The organism is Serratia sp. HRI (genome assembly GCF_010119335.3).
Classification (GTDB): domain Bacteria; phylum Pseudomonadota; class Gammaproteobacteria; order Enterobacterales; family Enterobacteriaceae; genus Serratia; species Serratia nevei.
This window is the reverse complement of the sequence record NZ_CP083690.1, coordinates 4,989,638-5,013,656: the sequence shown is the minus strand read 5'-3', so window position 1 is coordinate 5,013,656 and position 24,019 is coordinate 4,989,638. Positions and strand designations below refer to the sequence as shown.

Genomic DNA, 24,019 nt, shown 5'->3' with positions numbered 1-24,019 from the left:
CGCCGTAGACGATTAACGGAACGACAAGCCCGGCGAGAGCGTCGCCGGCAGCGACAGGCTTTCGCTTTCCAGCGACGCCATCGGCCAGGCGCAATAGTCCGCCGCATAGAAGGCGCTTGGGCGATGGTTGCCGGAGGCGCCCACGCCACCGAACGGCGCCGCGCTGGACGCTCCGGTCAGCGGCTTGTTCCAGTTGACGATGCCGGCGCGCGCTTCCAGCAGCAATCGCTCGAACAGCTCGCGCTGCGGCGATACCAGCCCTACCGACAGGCCGTAGCGCGTCCGGTTGGCCAGCTGCAGCGCCTCGTCGAAATCGCGGTAACGCACGATGGTGGTCAACGGCCCGAAATACTCTTCGTCCGGTACGCCGGCCACGCCGGTCAGATCGACGATGCCCGGGCTGAGCAGCGAGCTGCCCGGCTCCAGCAGGCGCATGGTCAGCAGCGATTTGCCGCCCAGCGCCAGCAAGTGCTGCTGCGCTTTCAGCATGTTTTCCGCCGCGGTTGCCGACACCACCCCGCCCATGAACGGCTGCGGTTCGGCATCCCAGCGGCCGACCCGCAGTTCGCCCGCCACCTGGACCAGACGCGCGATAAAGGCGTCGCCTTCGGCCCCCTGCTTCACCAGAATACGGCGTGAACAGGTGCAGCGTTGACCGGCGGAGATAAACGCCGATTGGATAGCCAGGTTGACCGCCGCATCGCGATCGTCGAAACCGTCGACGATCAGCGCGTTGTTGCCGCCCATCTCCAGCGCCAGGATCTTCTCCGGCTGCCCCGCCAGTTGGCGATGCAGGTGATAACCGGTGCCGGCGCTGCCGGTGAACAGCAGGCCGTCGATATCCGCACTGGCCGCCAGCGCTTCGCCGGTTTCGCGGCCGCCTTGCACCAGGTTGATCACCCCGTCCGGCAGACCGGCCTGTAGCCACAGCTTGAGGGTCTCCTCGGCGGTCAGGGGCGTCAGCTCGCTCGGTTTGAATACCACGCAGTTACCGGCCAACAGCGCCGGCACGATATGGCCGTTCGGCAGATGGCCGGGGAAGTTGTAAGGCCCGAACACCGCCAGCACGCCGTGCGGACGATGGCGCAGCACCGAAGCGCCGTCGGCCATCGCCGCCTGGCTAAAGCCGGTGCGCGTCTGATAGGCCTGCAGCGAAATGCCCACTTTGCCGATCATCGCCTGAATTTCGGTCAGCGTTTCCCAGCGCGGTTTGCCGGTCTCGCGGCTGATGGTTTCCGCCAGCGACTGTTTATGTTCTTCCAGCAAAGCGGCGAAGCGTTTCACCAGCTGTTCGCGCTGCTCGAACGGCGTACGCGCCCAGCCGGGGAATGCGGCGCGCGCGGCTTCGCAGGCGGCGGCGACGTCATCGGCGTCGGCGGCGTTGGCACGCCACAGCGGCTGGTTGCCGACCGGATCGGCCTTGCCGAACTCCGCGCCGCGGCCCTGCCGCCAGACGCCGTTAATCAACAGTGCAGGATGGGACATCATGGTTTCTCCTGTGCAATAAGGGGGAGCACCCGCACCGGGCTGCCCTGCTCGACGCCCAGCGCCGCAGCGGTGGCGGCGTTGATATGCAGGCGGTCGTCATACAGATCGGCATTGACCAACAGTGCGCGGTAGTTCTGATAGTTGTCGTTGGCCACCAGATGCACCGGCGCATCGGCGCGCATCGGCGTGTCATCCAGCACCACTTTCACCAGGCGGCTCTGCTTCACCGCGCGGATGTGATCGATCTCGGCTTCCAGCGTCGGGCCGCCGTCGAAGATATCGACGTAGCCCTGATAGCTCAGGCCTTCCGCCTCCAGCAACCGGCGCGCCGGCAAAGTTTGCGGGTGCACCTCGCCGATCACTTTCTGCGCGTCTTCGGCCAGGAAATCGACATACAGCGGATGTTTCGGCATCAGCTCGGCGATAAACGCCTTTTGCCCGGTGCCGCTCAGGTAGTCCGCCTTGGCGAACTCGATGGAGAAGAAATGGTGGCCGACGCTCTCCCAGAACGGCGAACGGCCGTTTTCATCGGAGAAACCGCGCATCTCGGCGATCAGGCGCCGTGAGAAACGCTCGCGGAACGCGGCAATAAACAGGAAACGCACCTTCGACAGCAGCTTGCCGTTCTCGCCGTGACGATAATCCGGATCGAGGAACAGCGTGCACAGCTCCGAATGGCCGGTATGGTCGTTGCTGAGGAACAGCGTCGGCACCGATTTATAGACGTTCAGCTGTTTGGAAGCGTGCACCTGCGTGCCGACGCGGAAGCTGTACCAGGGTTCCGCCAGGCCGACGGCCACTTCGATCGCGCAGACACCCACCGCCTGCCGGCGCTCGCTGTCCTCCAACACGAACAAATAACACTGGTCACTTTGCGGAAGTTCGCCTTGCCAGGTTTTTAACGCCCGCTCAATGCGTGCCGACAGGGTATCTTCATTTTGCGGCAGTGAAGTGAGACCGATGCCGGATTTACCGGCAAGCGTCAGCAAATCCGCCAGATCGCGACGCTCTATAGGGCGAATAATCATCATAATGCGAACCTCTTCTGAATCAGGCTGCGCCGGTGAAGGCGCAGCCCGCTGATTAGCTGCAAATGCGCGCCACGGCGCGCGCGAATCGCGCCAGCCCCTCTTTCACATCCTGCTCAGGGATGATCAGCGACGGCGTGAAACGCACCACGTCCGGGCCGGCGATCAGCGCGATAACGCCTTCTTCATTGGCCAGCTGGGTGATCTGCTTCGCTTTGCCGGCATAGTCTTTCGTCAATTGGCAGCCGATCAGCAAACCGCCGCCGCGAATCTCGGCGAAAATCGGATACTGGCGGTTGATGTCGTTCAACCCGTCGATAAACCACTGGTGACGCTGTTTGACGCCTTCCAGCACTTCCGGGGTGTTGATGATGGAGAACACCGCTCCCGCCACCGCCGTCGCCAGCGGGTTGCCGCCGTAGGTCGTGCCGTGGGTGCCGACGCCCAGCGTTTTCGCCAGCGCATCGGTGGTCAGCATGGCGCCGATCGGGAAGCCGCCGCCCAGCGCTTTGGCCGTGGTCAGTACATCAGGCACCACGCCGTACTGCATGTAGGCATACAGATGGCCGGTGCGGCCGACGCCGGTCTGCACTTCGTCGAAGATCAGCAGCGCATTATGGCGATCGCACAGTTCACGCAGCCCCTGCAGGAAACTGCCTTCCGCCGGCAGCACGCCGCCTTCGCCCTGGATAGGCTCGACGATCACCGCACAGGTGCGATCGTTGATAAGCTCGGCCGCCGCGGCCAGATCGTTATACGGCGTATGGGTGATGCCGCCTGGCAGCGGCGCAAAGTCCTGCGAGTATTTTGGCTGGCCACCGGCGGACACCGTAAACAGCGTGCGGCCGTGGAACGCGTTGTTGAACGCCACAATCTGATCTTTACCGGCGCCGTGCTGATCGTGCGCATGCTTGCGCGCCAGTTTCAGCGCCGCTTCGTTGGCTTCGGCGCCCGAGTTACAGAAGAACACCTTGTCGGCGAAGGTGGCGTCGATCAGCTTTTTGGCCAGGCGCAGCACCGGTTCGTTGGTATAGCCATTGCCCAGATGCCACAGTTTGCCCGCCTGCTCCACCAGCGCCGCCTTGACCGCCGGGTGCGCATGCCCCAACGCGTTAACCGCGATGCCGCCGGCGAAATCGATGTAAGACTTACCCTGCTGATCCCACACCTGCGATCCTTCTCCCCGCACCAGAATAAAATCGGCAGGGGCATAAACCGGGACCATCCAGTCATCGAAAGACTGGCGGGTAACTGCGATTGGCTGTTCCATAGTGACCTCATAATCTCAGCAAAGGCTGAATTTTGACTGTAAGGACCGCTCAAGCCCGGCTAGGCCGCCACAATGCAAAAAAACCGTTGTTCAAAACCGACTTTCCGGGCGGAGAAAATGCTGTCCCTTACCGCTGATTTAGAAACAAATCTGTTACATAAAATCGGTTTTTCACTATTTATGGCGTATATCCGGTCCCTGAGCGGGGAGTAAATGTTAACGAGCAGTTAAAATACATGTCGTTTGATAAAGAGTGTAGAGCAGCTATCGTGCCAAAACGGGATTTTTGCCGGATTTTGCTATTTTTTACGTTAAAACAACGGCTTATAATGAATATTTATTCATTTTCTATGCATTGGTAATGCATAAATTAAAAAATAAGGCCTAAAATCATCCTTGCGCGCGAAATCCTATTCAATTACGAAAAACTTCAGGATTTCTGATCGGGCTCGCAAAAATAATTTCCCCCCTCTTTGCTCGCTGTCACACTTTTTGCCCCCATCGGGTGCAGCGGTGCGCCAAAATCGTGCAACGCGGCAGCGACGCAGAGATCCCACCCACCATGCTCCCGAAACAGGGCCGCGCTGACCGCGGCTCCTGCTTTGCGCGCCAGCGACTACACTGTGATCCTGACCGCCCCTTCTCTTCTGCGCACAAGGAGTCACCATGCCCAAGAAAACCGTCGATCTCAGCCAGCCGCACGCCCAGCACGACATCCACGCGTTTCTCGACGCGCTGAATACCGGCGGCGGTAAACCCATGGAACAGATGAAGCCCAAAGAGGCGCGCAGGGTCTTGGAGGACGCGCAACGCAGCGTCGAGGTGCCGCTGCGCGAGGTCGAGATCAGCGAGAAAACCATTCACGTAGAAGGTCAGGATATTCTGCTGCAGCTGGTGCGGCCGGCCAGGGTCAAAGAGGCGCTGCCGGTATTCATGTTCTTTCACGGCGGTGGCTGGGTGCTGGGCGATTTCCCCACCCATGAACGACTGGTGCGCGATCTGGTGCACAGCTCAGGCGCGGCGGCGGTGTTCGTCAACTATCCCCGTTCACCGGAGGTGCGCTACCCTGAGGCGATCAACCTGGCTTACGCCGCCACCGAATGGGTGGCCGAGTACGGCGAGAAGATCAACGTCGACGGTTCGCGGCTGGCGGTGGTCGGCAACAGCGCCGGCGGCAATATGGCGGCGGTGGTCAGCCTGATGGCCAAAGAGAAAGGCATACCGGCGCTGCGTTGCCAGATCCTGCTGTGGCCCGTCACCCGCGCCCAGTTTGATACCGACTCCTATCATCAGTTCGCCGAAGGCCATTTCTTGACTCGCAACATGATGAAGTGGTTTTGGGACAGCTACGCGCCCGATAAGGCGCAGCGCAAAGACATCTACGCCTCGCCGCTCAACGCCACGCCGGAACAGCTGCGGGGTTTGCCGCCGGCGCTGGTGCAAACCGCCGAACTGGACGTGCTGCGCGATGAGGGCGAAGCCTACGCGCGTCTGCTCGATGCCGCCGGCGTCGAGGTCACCTCCACCCGCTACAACGGGCTGATCCACGACTACGGCCTGTTGAATCCGCTCGCCCACGTCCCGGCGGTGCATTCGGCGATCCATCAGGCCGGGCGCGCGTTGAAGCACTACCTGTCCTGACGCTAGCCGACCACGTGGCACGCCACCTGATGACCGGGCGCCACGCTGCGCAGGCGCGGCGCCTGTTCACGGCACTGCGCCGTGGCCTGCGGGCAGCGCGGATGGAAACGGCAGCCGTGCGGCGGGTTGGCGGGATTGGGCGGCTCGCCGCTTGCTGCCCGCGGCGGAAAGCGATGTACATCCAGCGTCGGCACCGCCGCCAGCAAGGCCTGCGTGTAGGGATGCAGCGGCCGGCGAAATAACGCATCGCGGTCGGCGCTCTCGACAATCTGCCCCAGGTACATCACCGCCACGTCCTGACACAGATGCTCCACCACGCCGAGATCGTGCGAAATAAACAGCAGCGTCACCCCCTGCCGTTCTTGCAAATCGGAAAACAGATTGATGATCTGCGCCTGAATCGACACGTCGAGCGCCGATATCGGTTCGTCGGCGACGATAAACTCCGGCTGCAGGATCAGCGCGCGCGCGATGCCGATGCGCTGGCGCTGGCCACCGGAAAACTCATGCGGAAACCGCCCGTAATGCTGTGGAGACAGTCCGCAGATCGACAGGGTATCGAGCACCCGCTCGCGCAGTTCCGCCTTGCTCGCCAGGCCGTGCTGCAACAGCGCTTCGCCGATGGCGTCGCCCACGCGCAGGCGCGGATTCAGCGAGCTGTACGGATCCTGAAACACCAGCTGCATTTTCGGCCGCAGGGCGCGCAACGCCTCTTTGCTCAGGCTATCCAACGCCTGCCCTTTGAACATCACCTCGCCGGCGGTTTTGTCGTGCAGGCCAAGCAGCGTGCGGCCAACGGTGGTTTTGCCGCTGCCGGACTCGCCCACCAGCCCGAAAATGCGGCCCTTGCGAATGCTGAAGCTGACGTCGTCCACCGCCTTCAGCTGGCCGCTGGTTCGCCCGAACAGCCCGTCGCGCAGCGGGAAGTATTTCTTTAATCCTTTCACTTCCACCAGAGGTTCAGTCGACATGCGGGCGCCCTCCAGCGTTGAGGAAACAGGCGGACTGGCGCTGCGGCGTGCCGTACAGCGGCGGGATGCCATCGCGGCAGCGAGCGGAGGCCTGCGCACAGCGCTCGGCAAACGCACAGTGTTCTGGCAAGCGCGCCAGATCCGGCACCTGGCCGGGAATGGAATACAGACGGCGGAGCCGCTGGCCCGGCACCGGCCGCGAGGCGATCAGCCCCTGAGTATAAGGATGCCGCGGCTCGGCCAACACTTCCCGGGTCGTGCCCTGCTCGACGACGCGCCCGGCGTACATCACCGCCAGCCGGTCCGCCATCTGGGCGATCACCCCGAGATCGTGGGTGATCAAGATCATCGCCATGTTGTGTCGTCGGCTCTGCTCGCGCAGCAACGCCAGGATCTGCGCCTGTACCGTGACGTCGAGCGCCGTGGTCGGCTCATCGGCGATCAGCAGCGCCGGGCGGCATCCGATCGCCATGGCGATCATCACGCGCTGCAGCATGCCACCGGACAGTTGATGCGGGTAGCAGCGCATCAGCGCCTCCGCGCGCGCCAATCCCACTTCCGCCAGCCGTTGCACCGCCTGACCCCAGGCCGCTTTCGGCGACAGGGCCAGGTGGCGAATCAGCGGCTCCACCAGCTGTTCGCCGAGGGTCAACACCGGATTGAGTGCGCTCATCGGCTCCTGAAAGATCATCGCCAGCCGGTTGCCGCGCAGATCGGCCATCTTTGATGCCCGCAGCGACAGCAGGTTCTGCCCTTCAAAGCGAATTTCACCGCCGTCTACCTGCGCCAGCGGCTGCGGCAACAGCCCCATCAGCGCCATGGCGGTCACGCTTTTGCCGCAGCCCGACTCGCCGACGATCCCCAGCGTTTGCCCGGCCTGCAGCTCAAGGCTGACCTGCTGCACCGCCCGCACCGGCCCTTGCTCTCCCTGAAACGACACCGACAGTCGATCGAACGCCACCAGCGGTTGACTCATCGTGTTACCCCGTTCATTTTCGGATCGAGCGCGTCCCGCAGACCGTCGCCCAAGATATTGATCGCCACCACGGTGACGAAGATCGCCAGCCCCGGCGGCATCCACAGCCAGGGGCGGCGCTGAAAGTCGATCAGGCTGTTGGCGGCATCCATCATGTTGCCCCACGATGGCGTCGGCGGCACCACGCCCAGCCCGAGGTAGCTCAACGCCGATTCGCTGAGAATGGCGTTGGCCACCGCCATGGTGGCCACCACTACCAAAATCGGTACGGTGTTGGGCAGCAGATGGCCGAACAGACGCCGCCGGGTGGAGAGCCCCAGCACCTCGGTGGCCAGCATGAAATCCCGCTCGCGCAGCGACAGGATCTGGCCGCGCACCAGCCGCGCCAGCGACGGCCAGCCCAGCAGGCTCAGCATGATCATCACCATGTAGATGCGGTAGTCCGCCGAGACGTCGAGCTCGGTCAGCATCGCCCCCATAATGATCAGCAGCGGCAGGCCGGGGATGGTCATCAGCAGATCGGCGAAGCGCATGATCAGCCTGTCCGCCACGCCGCCCAGATAACCGGCAAGCGCCCCCAGCACATAGCCCAGCGTCACCGACAGCAGCATCGACACCAGGCCGATGGTCAGCGATATCCGCCCCGCCAGCAGCAGCCGAGTGCAGATATCGCGGCCGAGAAAGTCGGTACCCAACCAGTGCGCGCCGCTCGGCGCCTGATTGATATTCAGCACGTCGCCGGCGTCGTCGCGCCACGGCGACAACGACGGCCCAATCAGGCACAACAACGCCAACAGCACCAGCAACGCCAGCGAGATCATCGCCGGCCGGTGGCGGCGCAACCGTCGCCAGGCCTGCGCGGCGGGCGGCGGCGACAGTTGCGCCAGCGCCGGCAGCTGCGCCTGACGCCAGCGGCGGCGGCGGCCGAAAAACAGCGTAGCCAACATAGCGTTACCTCAAGCGAATGCGTGGATCGGCATAGGCGTACAGAATGTCCGCCAGCAGATTGCCGAGAATGGTCAGGGCCGCCAGAAACAGCGTGAATCCCATCAGTACCGGGTAATCACGCGCCGCCAGCGAATCGATATGGATATGCCCGGCGCCCGGCCAGTTGAAGATTTTTTCGGTGATCAGCGCGCCGGAGAACAATCCCGGCAGCTCGAACCCCAGCAGGGTGACGATCGGCAGCAGCGCATTGCGCAGCGCGTGTTTGAGGATCACCGTTTTCTCCCTGAGCCCCTTGGCGCGCGCGGTGCGGATATAGTCCATGCGGATCACGTCCAGCATGCTGGCGCGGAAATAGCGCGTCAGGCTGCCGGCCTGCAGCATCACCAGCGCCAGCACCGGCAGCAGCAGGTGCGCCGCCACCTCCAGTGCCCAGGCCAGCCCGCTCGCTTCGCTGCCGGTGCGCAGCATGCCGCCCGCCGGTAGCCAGTGCAGATCGACGGCGAACCATTTGATCAGCAGCAGACACAGGAAGAACGTCGGAAACGACATGGCGGCGAACACCGCCACGGTGATCAGATGATCGAACAGCGAATAGGGTTTCATCGCCGAGATCACCCCCACCGCCAGCGCGATGCCCCAATACAGCACCATCGCCACCGCCGCCAGCAGGAACGAGTTCCAGATGTATTGGTTCAGCAGCGTGCTGACCGGGATCTGATACTGCAGCGAAAAACCGAGATCGCCCTGCAGCAGCCGGCCGAGCCAGTGCAGGTAACGGCTGAACAACGGCTGATCCAACCCGTACAGCGCCCGCAGCTCGGCGGCGCGTTGCGCGGTCAGGTTGATGTTGCCGTCGATAAAGTCGCCGGGCGCCAGGGCGAAGATGCAAAAAATCAGCAAGGAAGCCAACAGCAGCATCGGGATCGTCTGCAACAGACGGCGCAGGATAAAATTTCTCATCGCGAATTCCATCGCCACCGCCCGGAATGGCGCGGCGGCGTCAGGGCGTTACGGCGCCGGTTTGACGTTCGGCAGGCTGCCGACCAAGCCGTTGTAGATATCCGGTTTAAAGCCGGTGACGCGCGCGCTGCTGGCGCTCAAAATCTCGCGGTTGCCGAGCAGGATCACCGGCGGATCGTCCGCCAACGCCTGATACAGCTGATGGTACAGCGGCTTGCGCTGCGCAATATCCAGCGTGGCGTTGGCCCTGGCGATCAGCGCATCCACCTGCGGGTTGTGATAACCGGTCTCGCTCTCGCGGCTGATGAAATCGCGCACGCCGTCGTGCGGATCGTTCAGCGTACTGGTGCTGAGGGACGCCAGGTCATAGTTGCCCGCCTTGCGCTGCGCCAGCAGCGCGTTGAAATCCAATACCTGCGGTTTCAGCACCACGCCGAGCCGGCGGTAGTTGTCCTTGGCGATCGGCACCAGCGCATCGTTGATCAGCTTTTTGGTCACCAGCAGCGTCAGCTCCAGCTTTTTACCGTCTTTTTGCCGAATGCCGTCCGCGCCCACTCGCCAACCGGCCTCGTCCAATAGTTTCCCGGCCTTATCGAGATCGTAAGCGTAGGGATTGATGCCGTTCGCGTCATAGGCCCAGGAGATCGGCGAGATCGGCTGGTTGGCGACCTTGCCGTAACCCTGGTACACCACGGCGATCAGTTTTTGCCGATCCAGGCCGTAGATCAGCGCCTGACGCACCCGCTTGTCCTGCAGCGCCGGGCGCTTGAGATTGAAGTCGATGCGGCTGTAATCGCTTGAGCTGTAGAGGTTGATATTGGCGAAGCCGAGCAGCTTGAGCTGTTCGATATCGTCCGGCTTGGCGGTAAAGGCGTCGTAGTCGGTCTCACCGGTCTGGAACAGCTGGAAGTTGGTGGCCGGGTTGGTGACGCGGTAGATAAAGCGCGCCATCGGCGGCGCACCGAGGTAGAAGTTCGGGTTGGCGTGGAAGCGGATCTCCTGCCCCGGCACGTACTTGTCGTAAATATAGGGGCCGTTGCCGAGCGGCTTGCCGTTGAAGGCGCGCACGCCGTCGAGCTTGCCGCGCTGATAGTCTTTGCCGTAGTAAGCCCGCGACAGCACCGGGCCGCCGATCAGTTGCAGCGTAGTCGCGCCCGGTTGGGTGGTGACGATCTGAATGGTGCGATCGTCGATCACCTTCAGGCCGCTGATGTCGGCGGCGGTGCCGTTTTTATACTCGGCGCCACCCTGGATGTGCGCCGGCGTGATATCGGTGTCGCCGTCATAGGCCGGGTCGTGCAACAGCGTCAGGGTAAAGGCGATATCGTCGGCCTTCAGCGGCGAGCCGTCGCTGTAGACCAGATTCGGCCGCAGCTTGATGGTGTAGGTCAGATTATCGGGGCTGACCTGCCAGGACTGCGCCAGGCGCCCTTCCGGTTTGCCCCGGCTGTCCAGGCCGATCAGGCGGCTGAAGATCACGTCGGTCACGTTCTCGTCCCAGCCGTTGGTGAACAGATACGGGTTGAAAATCCCCTGCGGCTCCGAGATGCCCGCCACCACGGTGTCTTTACGCAGCTTGGCGGCGGCCGGTACCCGAGCGGTGTCGCTGGCCGGCGTGATGCCTTCGGCCAGCGTTTCCGCCTGCGCGCCGGCGCTCAGCCCCAGCGCGCAGACCAACGCCAGCGGCGTCAGCCGATAGCGCAACAGTTTGTTTAGCCTATTTTTTATTCCACTCACCCACAGCCCCTCGTCTTCCCGTTGATAAAAATGTGACAAAATTTATCGCAGAGTAATGGGCGGCTGGAGGGCTGTCTAACAACGAAACCGGCATTCCATTGCCGAAAAAAGCATTATGAATTTTTCTGGGGCGAAGCGCCGTGCAAAATGCGGTTCAGCCTGCCGCCGCCAGCCCCCGGATAAGTTTGGCTAAGGTTTTGATCGCCTCTTCAAACCGATCGTTCCATTCAAAAGAGGCGTTGAGACGGAAGCAGTGGTTGAAATGGTCACCGGTCGTGAACATGCGCCCCGGCGCGATGCTGATCCCCCGGGAAAGGGCCCGCCGGTACAGTTCCATCGACGACAGCGCCGGATCCAGCTCCAGCCACAGGAAGTACCCGCCGTCGGGCTGGCTGACCTTCACCGTCGGCGGGAAATGGTGGGCGATCGCCTGACGCATCGCGCTTTGGCGCTGTGCCAGCAGGCGCCGCAGCCGCCGCAGATGGGTATCGTAGCCGCCGTGCAGCAGATAATCCGCCAGCGCCATTTGGGTCGGCACGCTGGTGGAAACGGTGCTCATCAGCTGCAAACGCTGGACCTGCTGCGCATAACGCCCCGCCGCCACCCAGCCGACGCGAAAGCCCGGCGCCAGGCATTTGGAAAACGACGAGCAATGCAGGATCTGGCCGCCGCTGTCGAGCGCTTTGGCCGGCAGCGGCCGTTCCGCGCTGAAGTACAGCTCACCGTAAACGTCATCTTCAATCAGCGAAATCTGCCGGTCGCGCAGCAGCGTCACCAGACGCTGTTTGTGGGCCTCCGGCAGGGTGGCGCCCTGCGGGTTCTGGAAGTGGGTCATCAGCCAGCAGGCTTTGATCGGATACTGTTCCACCGCCTGCTGCAGCGCGTCCAGATCGATACCGTCCTGCGGATGCGTGGCGATCGCCACCGCCTTTAACCGCAGCCGTTCCAGCGCCTGCAGCGCGCCGTAAAACGCCGGCGATTCGATCGCCACATAGTCGCCCGGTTGGGTCACCGCCTGCAGGCTGAGGCTGAGCGACTCCATCGCCCCGGCGGTGATGACGATTTCGTCCGGCGCGACCTGCATGCCGCTCAGCGCATAGCGTTGGGCGATGTGCCGCCGCAACGCGTCGTTGCCCGGCGGCAGGTTGGCCAGCGAACTGTGCGGCGTGAACTTGCGCGCTACGCTGCTCAGCGCCCGCGCCAACTTCGGCTGGGCGAACAGCGTGGCGTCGGGAAAGGCCGAACCGAAAGGCACGATATCCGGATCCTTGCAGGCCTGCAGCACGTCGAAAATAAAGGCGTTGATGTCCACCTGCTCGCTCAGCAACAGCTTCTCGCCGCGCGAAGGCTGGGGCAGCGGCTGCGGGCGCGCCGCCACGTAGTAGCCCGACTGCGGCCGGGCGACGATCCATCCCTGGCTCTCCAGCAGTTGGTAAGACTGCACCACCGTCATCAGGCTTAATCCGGCGCGTTTGCCGCTCTCGCGCAGCGAAGGCAACTTGTCACCCGCCCGCCACACCCGGTTTTGGATCTGTTCTCTAATCTGCTGCGCAAGCTGCTCGTATCGGGTCATAACCATTAACTGTTATATGAAAAAGTAAAATAACTGTCACTATTATAGTCACTGTACTCCGTGCTTAACTTAACGCCAAGTATTTCACATAAAAATGACAGCTATACTCAAGAGGCTAATTTATGTTCAACCCTAGGAGGCGCCATGCTGGGTCTTGATGCACTGGAACTCGCCAGAATACAGTTCGCCTTCACCGTGTCTTTCCATATCATCTTTCCCGCCATCACCATCGGTTTAGCCAGCTATCTGGCGGTGCTGGAAGGGTTATGGTTGAAAACGCACAATGAAGCCTATCGCGAGCTTTACCATTTCTGGTCAAAGATTTTCGCCGTTAACTTCGGCATGGGCGTGGTGTCCGGGCTGGTGATGGCCTATCAGTTCGGCACCAACTGGAGCTTCTTCTCCGAGTTCGCCGGCAGCATTACCGGGCCGCTGCTGACCTATGAAGTGCTGACCGCCTTCTTCCTCGAAGCCGGTTTCCTCGGCGTGATGCTGTTCGGCTGGAACCGCGTCGGCCCGGGGCTGCACTTCTTCGCCACCTGCATGGTGGCGCTCGGCACGCTGATCTCCACCTTCTGGATCCTGGCTTCCAACAGCTGGATGCAGACGCCGCAGGGGCATGAAATCATCAACGGCCAGGTGGTGCCGGTCGACTGGCTGAAGGTGATCTTCAACCCGTCCTTCCCGTACCGCCTGCTGCACATGTCCACCGCAGCCTTCCTCTCCTCGGCGTTCTTCGTCGGCGCCTCCGCCGCCTGGCACCTGCTGCGCGGCCGCGACACCCCGGCGATGCGCAAGATGCTGTCGATGGCGATGTGGATGGCGCTGATCGTCGCGCCGGTGCAGGCGCTGATCGGCGATGCGCACGGACTGAATACGCTGAAACACCAGCCGGCGAAGATCGCCGCCATTGAAGGCCACTGGGAAAACCCGCCGGGCGAAGCCACGCCGCTGATCCTGGTCGGTTGGCCGGACATGCAGCGCGAAGAGACCCGCTTCAAGCTGGAGGTGCCGTACCTCGGCAGCCTGATCCTGACCCACAGCCTGACCGAACAGGTACCGGCGCTCAAATCCTTCCCGCCGGAAGATCGCCCCAACTCCACCGTGGTGTTCTGGTCGTTCCGCATCATGGTCGGACTGGGCATGCTGATGATACTCGCCGGGGTGTGGAGCCTGTGGCTGCGCTGGCGCGGCGGGCTGTATCAGTCGCGTCCGTTCCTATACTTCATCCTGTGGATGGGGCCTTCCGGATTGCTGGCGCTGCTGGCGGGCTGGTTCACCACCGAGATCGGCCGCCAGCCATGGGTGGTATACGGCCTGCTGCGCACCAAGGACGCGGTCTCCGCGCACGGCGACCTGCACATGAGCATCAGCCTGCTGGCGTTCATTATTGTCTACTGCTCGGTGTTCGGCGTGGGGTATTCCTACATGATGCGCCTGATCCGCAAAGGGCCGCAGCCGCATGAACACCAAGAAGACAATACCGAGGGCCGCCCGGCACGTCCGCTGTCCGCGGTCAACGACACTCTGGACGACAGGAGCTGAACATGGGTATCGATCTTCCGCTGATTTGGTTTGTGATCATCGTGTTCAGCACCATGATGTACGTGGTGATGGACGGTTTTGACTTGGGCATCGGCATCCTGTTTCCGTGGGTGAAAGAGAGCGGCGACCGCGATCTGATGATGAACACCGTCGCCCCGGTGTGGGACGGCAATGAAACCTGGCTGGTACTGGGCGGTGCGGCGCTGTTCGGCGCCTTCCCGCTGGCCTACTCGGTGATCCTCGACGCGCTGGCCATCCCGCTGACGCTGATGCTGATCGGGCTGATTTTCCGCGGCGTGGCCTTCGAGTTTCGCTTCAAGGCGAAGCCGGAGAAACGCCACATCTGGGATAAGGCGTTCATCTGGGGCTCTGTCTTCGCCACCTTCAGCCAGGGTGTGGTGGTAGGCGCCGTGATCAACGGCTTCCCGGTCGAAGGCCGCACCTACGCCGGCGGCGCGCTGGACTGGCTGACGCCGTTTGCGCTGTTCTGCGGGCTGGGGCTGGTAGTGACCTACGCCCTGCTCGGCTGTACCTGGCTGGTGATGAAAACCGCCGGTGACCTGCAGGCGCGCATGTATCACCTGGCGACACCGCTGCTGGCGATCCTGTTGCTGGTGCTGGCCGCGGTCAGTATTTGGACGCCGATCGCGCATCCGGAAATCGCCGCCCGCTGGTTTACGCTGCCGAACCTGTTCTGGCTGCTGCCGGTGCCGGTGCTGGTGCTGCTCAGCGCCTGGGGGATTCAACGCGGGGTGAAACGCGGCGCGCACTACTCGCCGTTCATACTGACGCTGCTGCTGGTGTTTCTCGGCCTGAGCGGGCTTGGCATCAGCATCTGGCCGCACCTGATCCCGCCGGCCATCAGCCTGTGGGACGCCGCCGCCCCGCCGCAGAGCCTCGGCTTTATGCTGGTGGGCGCGCTGTTCATCATCCCTATCATTCTGGTCTACACCTTCTGGAGCTACTACGTGTTCCGCGGCAAGATCAGCCATGAACACGGCTATCACTGAGAAGGGAGGACGCTATGCAAGATAAAACGGCAACCGCCGCGCCGGCGCCCTGGTGGAAACGCATCGGTTGGCTGGTGATCATCTGGAGCGCCAGCGTGCTGGGGCTGTTCGTGGTCGCCTCGCTGTTCCGCCTGCTGATGACCGCGGCGGGCATGAAGTCGCATTGACGCGGCGCCTTATCGGGCCGCGCTGTTGGGAAAGTAGAAGGATACCACCAGCGTGACCAGCGGCAAGGCGCCGATCTTCACCAGTTCGAACGCTTGCCTCAGTGCTTCGTTTTTCTCCCAATACCGTGGGCGGCGAATACGCCCACGCTAACCGCGAATATCCCGCACAGCACCTGGCGCGCCAGGCGCAGCCGCTCCATTTCGTCGAAGACCAAGACCTGCTCCAGATAAACCTGGCTGGCCTCATCGTGCAAATTACGGCTTTCGATGTTCATGGGAAGATCTCCACGACCCGCCCCACCGCTTCAAGCTGTTCACCCTTCTCCCGTACAATGCCAAGAGAAGTACCATCCTGTTTCATCCAGTACTTATCGGCAAGGGTAATCAATGCAAACGCCATTTTGATTACCTCAGTTTTTTCCATCCCGTGACGCCGGGCAATATCGTTCAGATCATCATCAATTTTGTTCGATAACCGAATCGGCAAGCTGCGCATAGTCCACCTCCTGTGGCCATTGATTCACAGGGGGAAAGTCTACTGGAAGGGCAAATATCGTTCAATTAGTGAACTGCGTAACGCCTCGCACGATCCACATGCAACGCTAATGCGGTTTGCGCCCCATCGCGCTGAGGAAGCGCTGCTGCAGGCGCAACAGCTCCTCCAGCTCCAGCAGGCGGTAGTCGATGCCGAAACGCGGCGCCACCTCGCCGATGATGCGGCTCAGCGCCGGGTAATGGCGGTGGCTCCAGTGCGGGAACAGATGATGCGTCAAATGCAGGTTCGCCCCGCCGAGCCAGTATCCCAGCCAGCGCGGCCGGGTCAGCCAGTCGAAGGTAGTGGCGAACACATGGTGATACCAGCCGTGCGGCATCGCACCCTGCGCCGGCGCCTGATAAAAATTGGCTTTGGCCCAGTGGGTGCCGATGATCAACATCACGAACAGCAATGAAGAAAGCATCTGGCTCAGCAAATAGACCAGCAGAATTTGCCCGATGCCGATGGCCGGCGGCAGCAGCCAGCACGGGATCGCCAGCGCCAGCAGCAGGTGCGCCGCCTTGCCCGCCAGAAATCCGCACCAGCCGCGCACGCCCTGCTGCGTCATGCGCGCCGCCACGCGGGTGCGGCCCGCCCGGTCCAGCCAGTCGAACAGCCAGATGTAGTACGGGAACGTCAGCGCCGCCACCAGCGGCCAATAGTAACGCTGGGCGCGCATAAAGGGCCGCCAGCGCTGGAACGGCGTTTGCCGCAGCACGCCGTTGGCGTCGATGTCGGGGTCGTAATGTTCGATATTGTTATGGGCATGGTGAAACAGCACGTGGCGCACGCGCCAGCAGTCGGGATCCAGCCCCAGTGGGACGCTCACCAGGGCGTTCAGCCAGCGGTTGGCCCAGGGCCGACGGAAAAACGCGTTATGCGAGGCGTCGTGCACCACGTTCACCGTCAGGAACATGCCGATAAAGATAAAGCCGAAATAACAGGCGAAAAACGCCCAGCCGTTTTGCTGCTGCAGGCTCAACCCGTAACACAGGCCGCACAGCGTCAACAACAGCGCCACCTTCACCAGCATGCCGCCGTCGGCGAAGCGGTGATCGCCGTTGGCCGCCAGATAATGCTGGGCGGCCTGCATCAGCGCGCGATGTAGCCCACTGTCGTCGCGCCGATAGGCTAACGGGCGCAGCGGTTTCATGGCTGCCCCATAAGGCGCAAGAAGCGCTGTTGCTGCGCCAGCAATTCGCGATAGCCGATGCAGCGATACACCATGCCGTGCCGCTGCGCCACTTCCGCCACCGCGGCGGCCAGCGCCGGATAGTGGCGGTGATTCCAGCCGGGAAACAGGTGGTGGGTCAGGTGATAGTTCAGCCCGCCGGTCAGGTGCTCCAGCCAGCGCGGCTCAGGCTGCCAATCGCAGGCGGTGGCGAAATTGTGCCGGTACCAACCGTGCGGCATGCTGTCGCCCGCCGGCGCCGGGTAAAACTCGGCCTGCGCCCAGTGGGTGCCCAGCAGCAGGAACACCACCAGCAGCGAGGCAAACATCTGGCTGAGCGCGTAAGCCAACAGCACCCAGCCCCAACCGATGCCGTGCAGGTGGCACAGGATCAGCGGCACCACCAGCACCAGCGCCACATGGAGCAATTTGCACAGCACGAACAGCGCCCAACCGCCGCGCCCCGCCAGCACGCGTTTTTCCCGCAGCGGCGTTTTATCGAGCCGATCGGACCAATCGAAAATCCACGCGATGTAGGGTAGCGAGAGCGCGGCGATCAGCGGCCAGTACAGATGCTGATAGCGCATATGCGGCCGCCAGCGCTGGAACGGCGTCTGGCGGAAAAAGCCGTTCTCTTCGGTGTCCAGATCGTAGTGTTCGACGTTGGCGTAAACGTGGTGGTAATCCACGTGCCGCGTGCGCCAATAGTCCGGATCGACGCCCAGCGGCAGCGTCACCAACCGCCCCACCAGGCGATTGGCCCAGGGCGCGCGCAAGAAGGCGTTATGCGAAGCATCGTGATTGACGTTGACGTTGAGCAGCATGCCCATGGCCACGAACAGGAAATAGCAGAGGAAAAACGCCCAGGGCTGATGCTGCATCAGGCTCAGGGCATAAAACCCGACGCACAGCGCCAGCAACAGCGCGGCCTTGGCCAGCCGCGCTGTATCGGCATAGCGATGATCGCCCCCCAGGCAGGCGTGTGCCGCGCGCTTGAGATCGCGGTGAAACGCCTGCTCGCCATCGGTGGGGAAACGCAGCGGCGGTAATGATTCAGCCATGCGGTTCCTCCACGGCGGCCGGTGCGGCCACTCGCCCCCAGCCCAGCGCCACGCACAGGGCATGCAGCGCCACGGCGGCCATGGCGATATGCCAATAGCGCTGCGGCCAGCCAAGATAACCGATAAACAGCAGCGGCATGCCCAGCGCGATCAGCAGCCAGACGGCACTCGCCCACGGCCGCCCTTCCGTCATGCCGCCCAGCGCCACCGAGCCCAACGCCAGCAGCACCAGCAGCGCCATTTGCGGCCAGCTGATGTCGCCGTAACCATAACCGTATTGGTAGACGTAACCGACCACCAGCGAGAACAACAGCATGGCGCCGCTGAAGACGCTGAGCGCCGAACGGCGGTCGCGCGGCCGGCCCGGTGCCGGGCGCCAGGCCAGACGGAAATAGCGCAGGAACGGCAGATTGCTCGCCCAGAATGGGTTCGCGGACGGCCGATCGCCGCTGACGCCGTAGCTGAACGGCGTGGTCGGTAGCGCCGGGCAGAACGAGCCGAACAGCTTGTCCCAAAAGATAAAGCTGCCGCCGAAGTTCTTATTGGAATACGCCATGTCCTTGACGTGATGCACCCGGTGGTGTGCCGGCGTGACCAGGATTTTTTCCAGCACGCCCAGCTTCGGCGTCAGCGCATTGTGGTTAAACAGCTGAATGCTGTAGTGAAAAATCGACACCGCGACGAACACCGACAGCGGCACGCCCGCCAGCGCCAGCAGCAAAAAGAACGGGATCGACGTCAACGACGAATACCAGGAGTTGCGCACCCCCAGCGACAGGTTGAAGTGCTCCCCCTGGTGGTGCACCACGTGTACCGCCCACAGCACGCGGAAGCGGTGGTGCAGGCGATGCAGCCAGTAGAAACCGAAGTCCCACGCCAGCAGGGCGAACAGCCACATCAGCAGCGGCGGCCAAGCATCCAGCAGCCCCAGGCTGAAATGCGCGGCCACGTAGCCGTAGCAGGTGATCTCCAGCCCGCGGAACAGCCACAGCATGATATGGCCGGAGTTCAGATTGAACACCAGATCGTGCCAGTTGACCGGCTCACGGCGCCCCCACTGCAGCACCACCGCCTCGGCCACCACGATGAACAGCATGAACACTATCGGCAACGCCAGATCGCTCATCCCACTTCTCCTTTAACCACGCGCCGGCGCAGGGCCTTTATGCGCAGGGCCAGCCAGCCGGCGAACAGCGCCAGCAGCGCACCACCGGCCAGATCGACAAACAAATGGCGGCGCAGCTGCAGGATGGAGAACGCGATCGCCACGCCCCACAGCATCCACAGCGCCGTCCGCACTTTGCGCTCGCCGTCGCTCAGCGCCCACACCGCCAGCACCGTCAGCGCCATGTGCAACGACGGCAGGCAGTTTTGCGGCGAATCCACCTGCGTTAACGCCGCCAGCAGCTGCGCGCTGATCCCTACGCCCTCGTTCTGCGGGTAGGCCATGGTGGTCGGCCACAGCAGGTAAACTGCCCCGGCGCCGAGCGCCGTCAGCTGCATCGCCAGCGTCAGCCATTTGATTCGCTGCAGCGGCGCCAGCAAATAGCCCGCGGGGACGATGAGGAAGAACGAAAGATAGAGCCAAATGGCCGCCGGGTTAAACGGGATCGCCCGGTCAAGCGCCGACAGCGGCAGCAAAGTTCCCGCCCCCTGCAGGCGATCGGTCAGGCTATACACGACCCCGACCGTCCCCCAGCCGATCAACATGTGCCCTAGCCTGAACAGCGTATTCTTCATGCTTCCTCCGCCTGGCGCACGATACGCCGCCGCTTGCGATCGAACTGCGGCAAAACCGCCTGCGCCGTCAACCGCCATTCGAGCCGATCGGTGGCGATGCCCTGGCGAGCGAACAGCGCGATCAGCTGCGCCTGGCAGTGCGCCAACGCCGCCGGGCTGCAATCGGCGATCAGCTCCAGCCGATGCTCGCCGCGCTGGATAAGGCGGTAATCGCTGGTCAGCGGCAACGCATTGGCGATCGTCCGGCTGCAGGCATCGGCGAACACCGCCTGCGGTTGCCGCTGCGCATCGGGTAACATCAGCTGATCGTCGCGCCGCCCTTCGATACGCGCAATCGCCCGCGTCGGCTGCCCGCACGGGCAGGGTTCCTTGCGCAGCACCAGCACATCGTCCAGCCGATAACGCACGATCGGCTGCGTGCTGCGGGTGAAATCAGTGATCAGCGGCGTAAAACGCTGCTCGTCGATCCACTGCGGTTCGATATGCAAAAACTCTTCGTTCAGATGCAGCGTGCCGTGCGCGCAGCTGGCGGCAAGGAACCCCTCGGTGGCCTGATACACTTCGCCGACCGCCGGGAACACCTGCATCAGCAGACGGCGATCCTGCTCTTCCAACACCTCGGCGACCGAGATCGCTTTTTTGACCGGCAGCTTCACCTGCCCGGCCAGCACCGCCAGCGCCAGGGCGCGCAGCACCTGCGCCGGGGCCACGATGATGCTGGGCGCCTGCCGTTCCAGTGCGGGCAGATGCTCGCTGAACGGCGCCAGCAGATCGTAAAACGCCAGGCTCAGCCAACGGTTGTTTACGCTGTGATAGAGATTATTGTCCGCCCGCAGAAACAGGGCGACGCGCTCGCCGGCCAACAGCCCGTCCGGCAGCATCTTCGCCAGCATGCCACCGGCCCACACCTGCTGTTCGCGCGGGCTGACGACAAACACGCCGCGCTGCCCGGAGGTGCCGGACGACAACCCGACGCTGTAGCGCCCGATCTTCGGCGTGAAATCGCGATCCGCCTCGCTGCGCTGCGCGCAGGCCAGCACCGCCTCCCGGCTCAGCCCGGCGGTATTCATCCGGTCAAACTGCGCCATCATCAGCGCCTTGTCCATCTGCGGCCATTCGGCGAACGGCCGGCGGTTGAAGCGCTGAAAATAGGGGCTCTTGCTCAGCACCCGGCGGGCAAAGCCCGCGAGCTGCCGGGCCTGATGCGCCTCCAGCGCCGCACGATCGCCAAAGCGCAGGCGCCGGGCGCGGAAATAGTGCCACAGGGTCATGAAGGGGATCACAGGTCCCCCTCGTGGCACAGCAAAATGTTGACCTGGCCGCCCGCCCACAGTTGGTTAAGCCGTTCCAGCGTGCGGGTGTACGCCACCGCGTCGTCCATCACCAGATTGGCCAGGCGCGAAGGCCCGCGCAGCGTCTGGTAGCTCTGCGGCGACCAGGCGGCGTCGCTGGCCAACAGCGTCCAGCCGGCGTCGGTGAGGATAAAGGCGCCGATATGGCCGGCCGCATGCCCCGGCAGCGGCACCAGGACAATCTGCCCTTCGCTGCCCGGCAGCGCGTAACCGCGATCGAACGGCGCCAGCAGCGCGGGCAACGCCACCGAGGGAAAAGCCTCCATAAACTGCAGACGACTCTCGAAATCCGCCGGGATCAGGCCGGGAATAAAGGCGCGCTTGAGCGCCGCGAAACCGCGCAGCCCGCGGGTTTGCTGCCAGCCTTCGCCGGAGCAAATAAAATCGAGGTGGCTGAAATCCTGCAGCCCGGCGATGTGATCCGCGTGAAAGTGCGAGACGATCAGCGCCTGGATGTCGCCTTCGGCGTAGCCGGCTTCGCGCAGCTGATGCGCCAACGACTCGGCGGGATCGAAATAGACCGGCGTCATGCGGCGGTAAAGGCTGAATACCCCCGACTGCGTGTGCTGCTGAAAATAATGCGCGTAGCCGGTATCCCACAGCCAGCGGCGCTGCCCCACCTCCAGCAGATAGGCGCGTGCCGGGAATTTACACACCCGGAACCCGGCGCCGCGCAGCGCCATGCAGCCGATATGCGTGCAATAGCCCACTTCAAATACGGTGACCTTAGCCATGCTGTATGCCTCCTTGCTGCCGCAGCCACTCGCCGGTCAGGCGGATCCCCTCCTCCATTGAGTAACGCGGCCGATAGCCCAGCTCTTCGATCGCGCGGGTCTGGCTCAGGGTCATGTCAAAATGCACCGCCGCCACGCTGTAGCGCGTCAGCAGCGGTTCCTTGCCGCTCAGGCTTGCCCACAGCTCCATGCCGCCGGCCAGCGCCTGCAACAGTGGATACGGCACGGCCTGCAGCCGGTAACGCAGCCCCAGCTCCTGGCGCAGCAGCGCATCCAGCATCTCCGCCAGCCGCTGCGGTTGGTGGTTGGTGATGTTGTACACGGCGCCGGACGGCAATCCGCGTTGCCGGCTGGCCAGCTCCATGGCGTGCACCACGTTCGGAGCAAAGGTCAGATCCAGCAACGCCTGCCCGCCGCCGGGCAAGCGCAGCACGCCGCGATCGCGTTCGAGCTGTTGCAACAGCCGCGGCACGATCACCCGATCGTGCGGGCCAAACAGGCCGCGCGGCCGCAGAATAATATAGGTGGTTTGCGGGTAGATCTTCGCCTGCGCCAACAGCCGCTGCTCGGCGGCGTGCTTGCTGGCGGCATAGTGGTTGGCGAAGCGCCGGGCGCGATAACCCTCATCAAGATCGTAATGCGGCTGAAAATCGAAGTAGATTGCCGGCGTGGAGATATGCACGAAGCGCCGCACGCCGCAGCGCCCGGCCGCCTCCGCCAGCTTGTCCGTCGCTGCGGCGTTGATGCGGTGAAATTCCGCTTTGCTGCCCCAGGGCGAAGACTTGGCCGCACAGTGCCACACCCACTCGCAGTCGGTCACCAGCTCCCGGCACTGCTGCAGCGTGGCCTGCGCCAGATCGAGCGAGTAAAATTCGGCGCCCAGTTGACGCAACGCTTCGCCGGCCAGCTCATCGCGGCCGGTGGCGCGCACCTGATGCCCGGCCTCCAGCAACCACTCCGCCGCGTTGCGCCCCAGCCCGCTGGTCGCCCCGCTCACCAGCACCCTCATGGCAGCAACACCATGCCGGCCAGCGCCAGCCCGGCGGCGGTGCCGATCAGCATCACCGGCTGCCCGGGGTTGAAGCGCCCGGTGGTCACGGCGGCATGCAGCGCGGTCGGGATAGAGGCCGCCACCTGGTTGCCGTGATGGCGGTAGATGTCCACCAGCGCCTCGCTGGAGACGTGCAGCCGTTTGCGCATATGTTCGAGCGACAAATGGCTGGCCTGGTGCGGCACCACGGTGGCGATCTGCCCCAGGGTCAAGCCGCTGGCGCTCAGCAGCCGGTCGAGGTAGCCCTCAATCAGCGCCGACGCCTGACGGAACAGCGGCTTGCCCTGCATATGAAACAGGAAGTCTTGCTCGCACATGCCGGCGCGCGGGTTACGGCGCGTGCCGCCGGCGCGGATCTCGCACAGTTCGCTGCCGGCGGGATAGGTTTCCACCAGGCTGGCGAGGATACCGCCTGTGCCGTCACCGCGCTCCACGATGGCGCAGGCGGCGCCGTCGCCAAAGATCAGCGACGACTCTTCGTGCTGCCAGTCGATGCCGCGCGAAGCGAGATCCGCCGAGACGATGGCGATACGCCGATACGTCCCGGCGTTCAGCAGCCCCGCCGCCACCTGCAGCGCAGAGATAAAGCTGACGCAGCTGCTGTTGATGTCGAAGCCCGGCGTGCCCGGCGCCAGCCCCGCCACCTTGAGAATGTGCGCGGCGGTGCACGGCAGCGCCTGCACCGAAATCGCCGAGGCGGAGATCAGCAGATCGATCGAGTCCGCCGGCATGGCGTGGCGAGCCAGCGCATCTTGCAGCGCGGCAGCGGCGAGTTCGGCCTGGCTGGCATCGTCGGCGGCATGATAGCGGTAAACGATGCCCGAGCGTTTTTCAACGTAGCCGGCCGGTTTCCCCAGCCGAGCGTCGAGCGCAGAGGACGCCACGCGGTTAGGCGGCAACGCGGCCCCGGTGGCGATGATTTTCAGAGGCAGCAGCTCGGGTGAGCGTAATTGTGTGGTCATTATTGTTATTGATTAACCTGACTATCCATAAAGCGATTCTCCCGCACGGCGCAAAGGCCATGCGGATCATCCCCGGTTTTTATGTCCCAAAAGGCCTTT

22 protein-coding genes and 1 pseudogene are annotated in these 24,019 nt (G+C 63.3%); 4 read left to right on the top strand and 19 right to left on the bottom strand.

The window, feature by feature from the left end; genetic code table 11:
- Positions 1 to 12 precede the first annotated feature (12 nt).
- From astD to GF111_RS23935, 3 genes are read right to left on the bottom strand one after another with little or no spacing between them, the layout of a single operon-like run.
- Positions 13 to 1,485 carry a succinylglutamate-semialdehyde dehydrogenase gene (gene astD / locus GF111_RS23945; protein ID WP_038877345.1) on the bottom strand — a complete coding sequence of 491 codons (1,473 nt, stop codon included), beginning with the start codon at positions 1,483 to 1,485 and terminating at the stop codon, positions 13 to 15.
- Positions 1,485 to 2,519: an arginine N-succinyltransferase gene (gene astA / locus GF111_RS23940; RefSeq protein WP_047730514.1), complete on the bottom strand. Its 1,035-nt coding sequence runs from the start codon at positions 2,517 to 2,519 to the stop codon at positions 1,485 to 1,487. The genes astD and astA overlap by 1 nt, the downstream gene beginning before the upstream one ends.
- A gap of 52 nt (positions 2,520 to 2,571) precedes the next feature.
- Complete coding sequence (locus GF111_RS23935; protein WP_047730513.1) at positions 2,572 to 3,786, bottom strand: aspartate aminotransferase family protein; 1,215 nt, start codon at positions 3,784 to 3,786, stop codon at positions 2,572 to 2,574.
- Positions 3,787 to 4,452: 666 nt separating this feature from the next.
- Here GF111_RS23935 and GF111_RS23930 point away from each other — a divergent pair.
- Positions 4,453 to 5,427: an alpha/beta hydrolase gene (locus GF111_RS23930; protein WP_134268298.1), complete on the top strand. Its 975-nt coding sequence runs from the start codon at positions 4,453 to 4,455 to the stop codon at positions 5,425 to 5,427.
- Between the two features lie 2 nt (positions 5,428 to 5,429).
- Here the strand turns inward: GF111_RS23930 and GF111_RS23925 are convergent, their stop codons facing one another.
- From GF111_RS23925 to GF111_RS23900, 6 genes are all read right to left on the bottom strand, one after another.
- Entirely contained in the window at positions 5,430 to 6,398 is a 969-nt protein-coding gene (locus GF111_RS23925) for an ABC transporter ATP-binding protein (RefSeq protein WP_047730512.1), read from the bottom strand.
- Positions 6,388 to 7,374 (bottom strand): ABC transporter ATP-binding protein, encoded by a 987-nt coding sequence (locus GF111_RS23920; protein ID WP_047730511.1) that lies wholly within the window; start codon positions 7,372 to 7,374, stop codon positions 6,388 to 6,390. The genes GF111_RS23925 and GF111_RS23920 overlap by 11 nt, the downstream gene beginning before the upstream one ends.
- Entirely contained in the window at positions 7,371 to 8,321 is a 951-nt protein-coding gene (opp4C, locus tag GF111_RS23915) for an oligopeptide ABC transporter permease (RefSeq protein ID WP_048234330.1), read from the bottom strand. Before opp4C ends, GF111_RS23920 begins: the two co-directional genes overlap by 4 nt.
- A 4-nt stretch (positions 8,322 to 8,325) precedes the next feature.
- Positions 8,326 to 9,282, bottom strand: coding sequence for an ABC transporter permease (locus tag GF111_RS23910; RefSeq protein ID WP_048234726.1), 957 nt, complete (start codon positions 9,280 to 9,282; stop codon positions 8,326 to 8,328).
- A gap of 48 nt (positions 9,283 to 9,330) precedes the next feature.
- Entirely contained in the window at positions 9,331 to 10,986 is a 1,656-nt protein-coding gene (locus GF111_RS23905) for an ABC transporter substrate-binding protein (protein ID WP_147191566.1), read from the bottom strand.
- Between the two features lie 187 nt (positions 10,987 to 11,173).
- Complete coding sequence (locus GF111_RS23900; RefSeq protein ID WP_060433417.1) at positions 11,174 to 12,592, bottom strand: PLP-dependent aminotransferase family protein; 1,419 nt, start codon at positions 12,590 to 12,592, stop codon at positions 11,174 to 11,176.
- A gap of 144 nt (positions 12,593 to 12,736) precedes the next feature.
- Here GF111_RS23900 and GF111_RS23895 point away from each other — a divergent pair, with 144 nt between their 5' ends.
- The 3 genes from GF111_RS23895 to GF111_RS23885 are packed head-to-tail and all read left to right on the top strand — an operon-like array spanning position 12,737 to position 15,314.
- Positions 12,737 to 14,137: a cytochrome ubiquinol oxidase subunit I gene (locus tag GF111_RS23895; protein ID WP_004934615.1), complete on the top strand. Its 1,401-nt coding sequence runs from the start codon at positions 12,737 to 12,739 to the stop codon at positions 14,135 to 14,137.
- 2 nt (positions 14,138 to 14,139) lie between these two features.
- Positions 14,140 to 15,147 carry a cytochrome d ubiquinol oxidase subunit II gene (gene cydB, locus GF111_RS23890; RefSeq protein ID WP_038877014.1) on the top strand — a complete coding sequence of 336 codons (1,008 nt, stop codon included), beginning with the start codon at positions 14,140 to 14,142 and terminating at the stop codon, positions 15,145 to 15,147.
- A 14-nt stretch (positions 15,148 to 15,161) separates the two neighbouring features.
- Entirely contained in the window at positions 15,162 to 15,314 is a 153-nt protein-coding gene (locus tag GF111_RS23885) for a DUF2474 domain-containing protein (protein WP_071605360.1), read from the top strand.
- Positions 15,315 to 15,323: 9 nt separating this feature from the next.
- Here GF111_RS23885 and GF111_RS23880 read toward each other — a convergent pair.
- The 10 genes and pseudogenes from GF111_RS23880 to GF111_RS23835 all read right to left on the bottom strand — a co-directional run bounded on the left by GF111_RS23880 (position 15,324) and on the right by GF111_RS23835 (position 23,920).
- Positions 15,324 to 15,589, bottom strand: a pseudogene (locus tag GF111_RS23880) (hypothetical protein).
- Positions 15,586 to 15,810 carry a hypothetical protein gene (locus GF111_RS23875; RefSeq protein WP_025303190.1) on the bottom strand — a complete coding sequence of 75 codons (225 nt, stop codon included), beginning with the start codon at positions 15,808 to 15,810 and terminating at the stop codon, positions 15,586 to 15,588. Before GF111_RS23875 ends, GF111_RS23880 begins: the two are co-directional and overlap by 4 nt.
- A 106-nt stretch (positions 15,811 to 15,916) precedes the next feature.
- Positions 15,917 to 17,002, bottom strand: a complete 1,086-nt coding sequence (locus GF111_RS23870; protein WP_147191141.1) for an acyl-CoA desaturase — start codon at positions 17,000 to 17,002, stop codon at positions 15,917 to 15,919.
- Positions 16,999 to 18,081 carry an acyl-CoA desaturase gene (locus GF111_RS23865; RefSeq protein ID WP_055316814.1) on the bottom strand — a complete coding sequence of 361 codons (1,083 nt, stop codon included), beginning with the start codon at positions 18,079 to 18,081 and terminating at the stop codon, positions 16,999 to 17,001. The genes GF111_RS23870 and GF111_RS23865 overlap by 4 nt, the downstream gene beginning before the upstream one ends.
- On the bottom strand, positions 18,074 to 19,207 hold the full coding sequence (locus GF111_RS23860; protein ID WP_168653947.1) for a sterol desaturase family protein: 1,134 nt from the start codon (positions 19,205 to 19,207) through the stop codon (positions 18,074 to 18,076). The genes GF111_RS23865 and GF111_RS23860 overlap by 8 nt, the downstream gene beginning before the upstream one ends.
- A complete protein-coding gene (locus tag GF111_RS23855) occupies positions 19,204 to 19,821 on the bottom strand; it encodes a phosphatase PAP2 family protein (protein ID WP_147191137.1) in 618 nt (205 codons plus the stop codon). Before GF111_RS23855 ends, GF111_RS23860 begins: the two co-directional genes overlap by 4 nt.
- A complete protein-coding gene (locus tag GF111_RS23850) occupies positions 19,818 to 21,104 on the bottom strand; it encodes a F390 synthetase-related protein (protein ID WP_047730504.1) in 1,287 nt (428 codons plus the stop codon). Before GF111_RS23850 ends, GF111_RS23855 begins: the two co-directional genes overlap by 4 nt.
- Positions 21,101 to 21,907: an MBL fold metallo-hydrolase gene (locus tag GF111_RS23845; RefSeq protein WP_038876996.1), complete on the bottom strand. Its 807-nt coding sequence runs from the start codon at positions 21,905 to 21,907 to the stop codon at positions 21,101 to 21,103. Before GF111_RS23845 ends, GF111_RS23850 begins: the two co-directional genes overlap by 4 nt.
- Positions 21,900 to 22,916 carry an NAD(P)-dependent oxidoreductase gene (locus tag GF111_RS23840; RefSeq protein ID WP_224217769.1) on the bottom strand — a complete coding sequence of 339 codons (1,017 nt, stop codon included), beginning with the start codon at positions 22,914 to 22,916 and terminating at the stop codon, positions 21,900 to 21,902. Before GF111_RS23840 ends, GF111_RS23845 begins: the two co-directional genes overlap by 8 nt.
- Entirely contained in the window at positions 22,913 to 23,920 is a 1,008-nt protein-coding gene (locus GF111_RS23835; RefSeq protein WP_147191133.1) for a 3-oxoacyl-[acyl-carrier-protein] synthase III C-terminal domain-containing protein, read from the bottom strand. Before GF111_RS23835 ends, GF111_RS23840 begins: the two co-directional genes overlap by 4 nt.
- Between the last annotated feature and the right edge of the window lie 99 nt (positions 23,921 to 24,019).

Bases quoted from the DNA above. Each gene is read 5' to 3' on its own strand.
- astD (WP_038877345.1), bottom strand. From the start codon at position 1,485: ATGTCCCATCCTGCACTGTTGATTAACGGCGTCTGGCGGCAGGGCCGC.
- astA (WP_047730514.1), bottom strand. From the start codon at position 2,519: ATGATGATTATTCGCCCTATAGAGCGTCGCGATCTGGCGGATTTGCTG.
- GF111_RS23935 (WP_047730513.1), bottom strand. From the start codon at position 3,786: ATGGAACAGCCAATCGCAGTTACCCGCCAGTCTTTCGATGACTGGATG.
- GF111_RS23930 (WP_134268298.1), top strand. From the start codon at position 4,453: ATGCCCAAGAAAACCGTCGATCTCAGCCAGCCGCACGCCCAGCACGAC.
- GF111_RS23925 (WP_047730512.1), bottom strand. From the start codon at position 6,398: ATGTCGACTGAACCTCTGGTGGAAGTGAAAGGATTAAAGAAATACTTC.
- GF111_RS23920 (WP_047730511.1), bottom strand. From the start codon at position 7,374: ATGAGTCAACCGCTGGTGGCGTTCGATCGACTGTCGGTGTCGTTTCAG.
- opp4C (WP_048234330.1), bottom strand. From the start codon at position 8,321: ATGTTGGCTACGCTGTTTTTCGGCCGCCGCCGCCGCTGGCGTCAGGCG.
- GF111_RS23910 (WP_048234726.1), bottom strand. From the start codon at position 9,282: ATGAGAAATTTTATCCTGCGCCGTCTGTTGCAGACGATCCCGATGCTG.
- GF111_RS23900 (WP_060433417.1), bottom strand. From the start codon at position 12,592: ATGACCCGATACGAGCAGCTTGCGCAGCAGATTAGAGAACAGATCCAA.
- GF111_RS23895 (WP_004934615.1), top strand. From the start codon at position 12,737: ATGCTGGGTCTTGATGCACTGGAACTCGCCAGAATACAGTTCGCCTTC.
- cydB (WP_038877014.1), top strand. From the start codon at position 14,140: ATGGGTATCGATCTTCCGCTGATTTGGTTTGTGATCATCGTGTTCAGC.
- GF111_RS23885 (WP_071605360.1), top strand. From the start codon at position 15,162: ATGCAAGATAAAACGGCAACCGCCGCGCCGGCGCCCTGGTGGAAACGC.
- GF111_RS23875 (WP_025303190.1), bottom strand. From the start codon at position 15,810: ATGCGCAGCTTGCCGATTCGGTTATCGAACAAAATTGATGATGATCTG.
- GF111_RS23870 (WP_147191141.1), bottom strand. From the start codon at position 17,002: ATGAAACCGCTGCGCCCGTTAGCCTATCGGCGCGACGACAGTGGGCTA.
- GF111_RS23865 (WP_055316814.1), bottom strand. From the start codon at position 18,081: ATGGCTGAATCATTACCGCCGCTGCGTTTCCCCACCGATGGCGAGCAG.
- GF111_RS23860 (WP_168653947.1), bottom strand. From the start codon at position 19,207: ATGAGCGATCTGGCGTTGCCGATAGTGTTCATGCTGTTCATCGTGGTG.
- GF111_RS23855 (WP_147191137.1), bottom strand. From the start codon at position 19,821: ATGAAGAATACGCTGTTCAGGCTAGGGCACATGTTGATCGGCTGGGGG.
- GF111_RS23845 (WP_038876996.1), bottom strand. From the start codon at position 21,907: ATGGCTAAGGTCACCGTATTTGAAGTGGGCTATTGCACGCATATCGGC.
- GF111_RS23840 (WP_224217769.1), bottom strand. From the start codon at position 22,916: ATGAGGGTGCTGGTGAGCGGGGCGACCAGCGGGCTGGGGCGCAACGCG.
- GF111_RS23835 (WP_147191133.1), bottom strand. From the start codon at position 23,920: ATGACCACACAATTACGCTCACCCGAGCTGCTGCCTCTGAAAATCATC.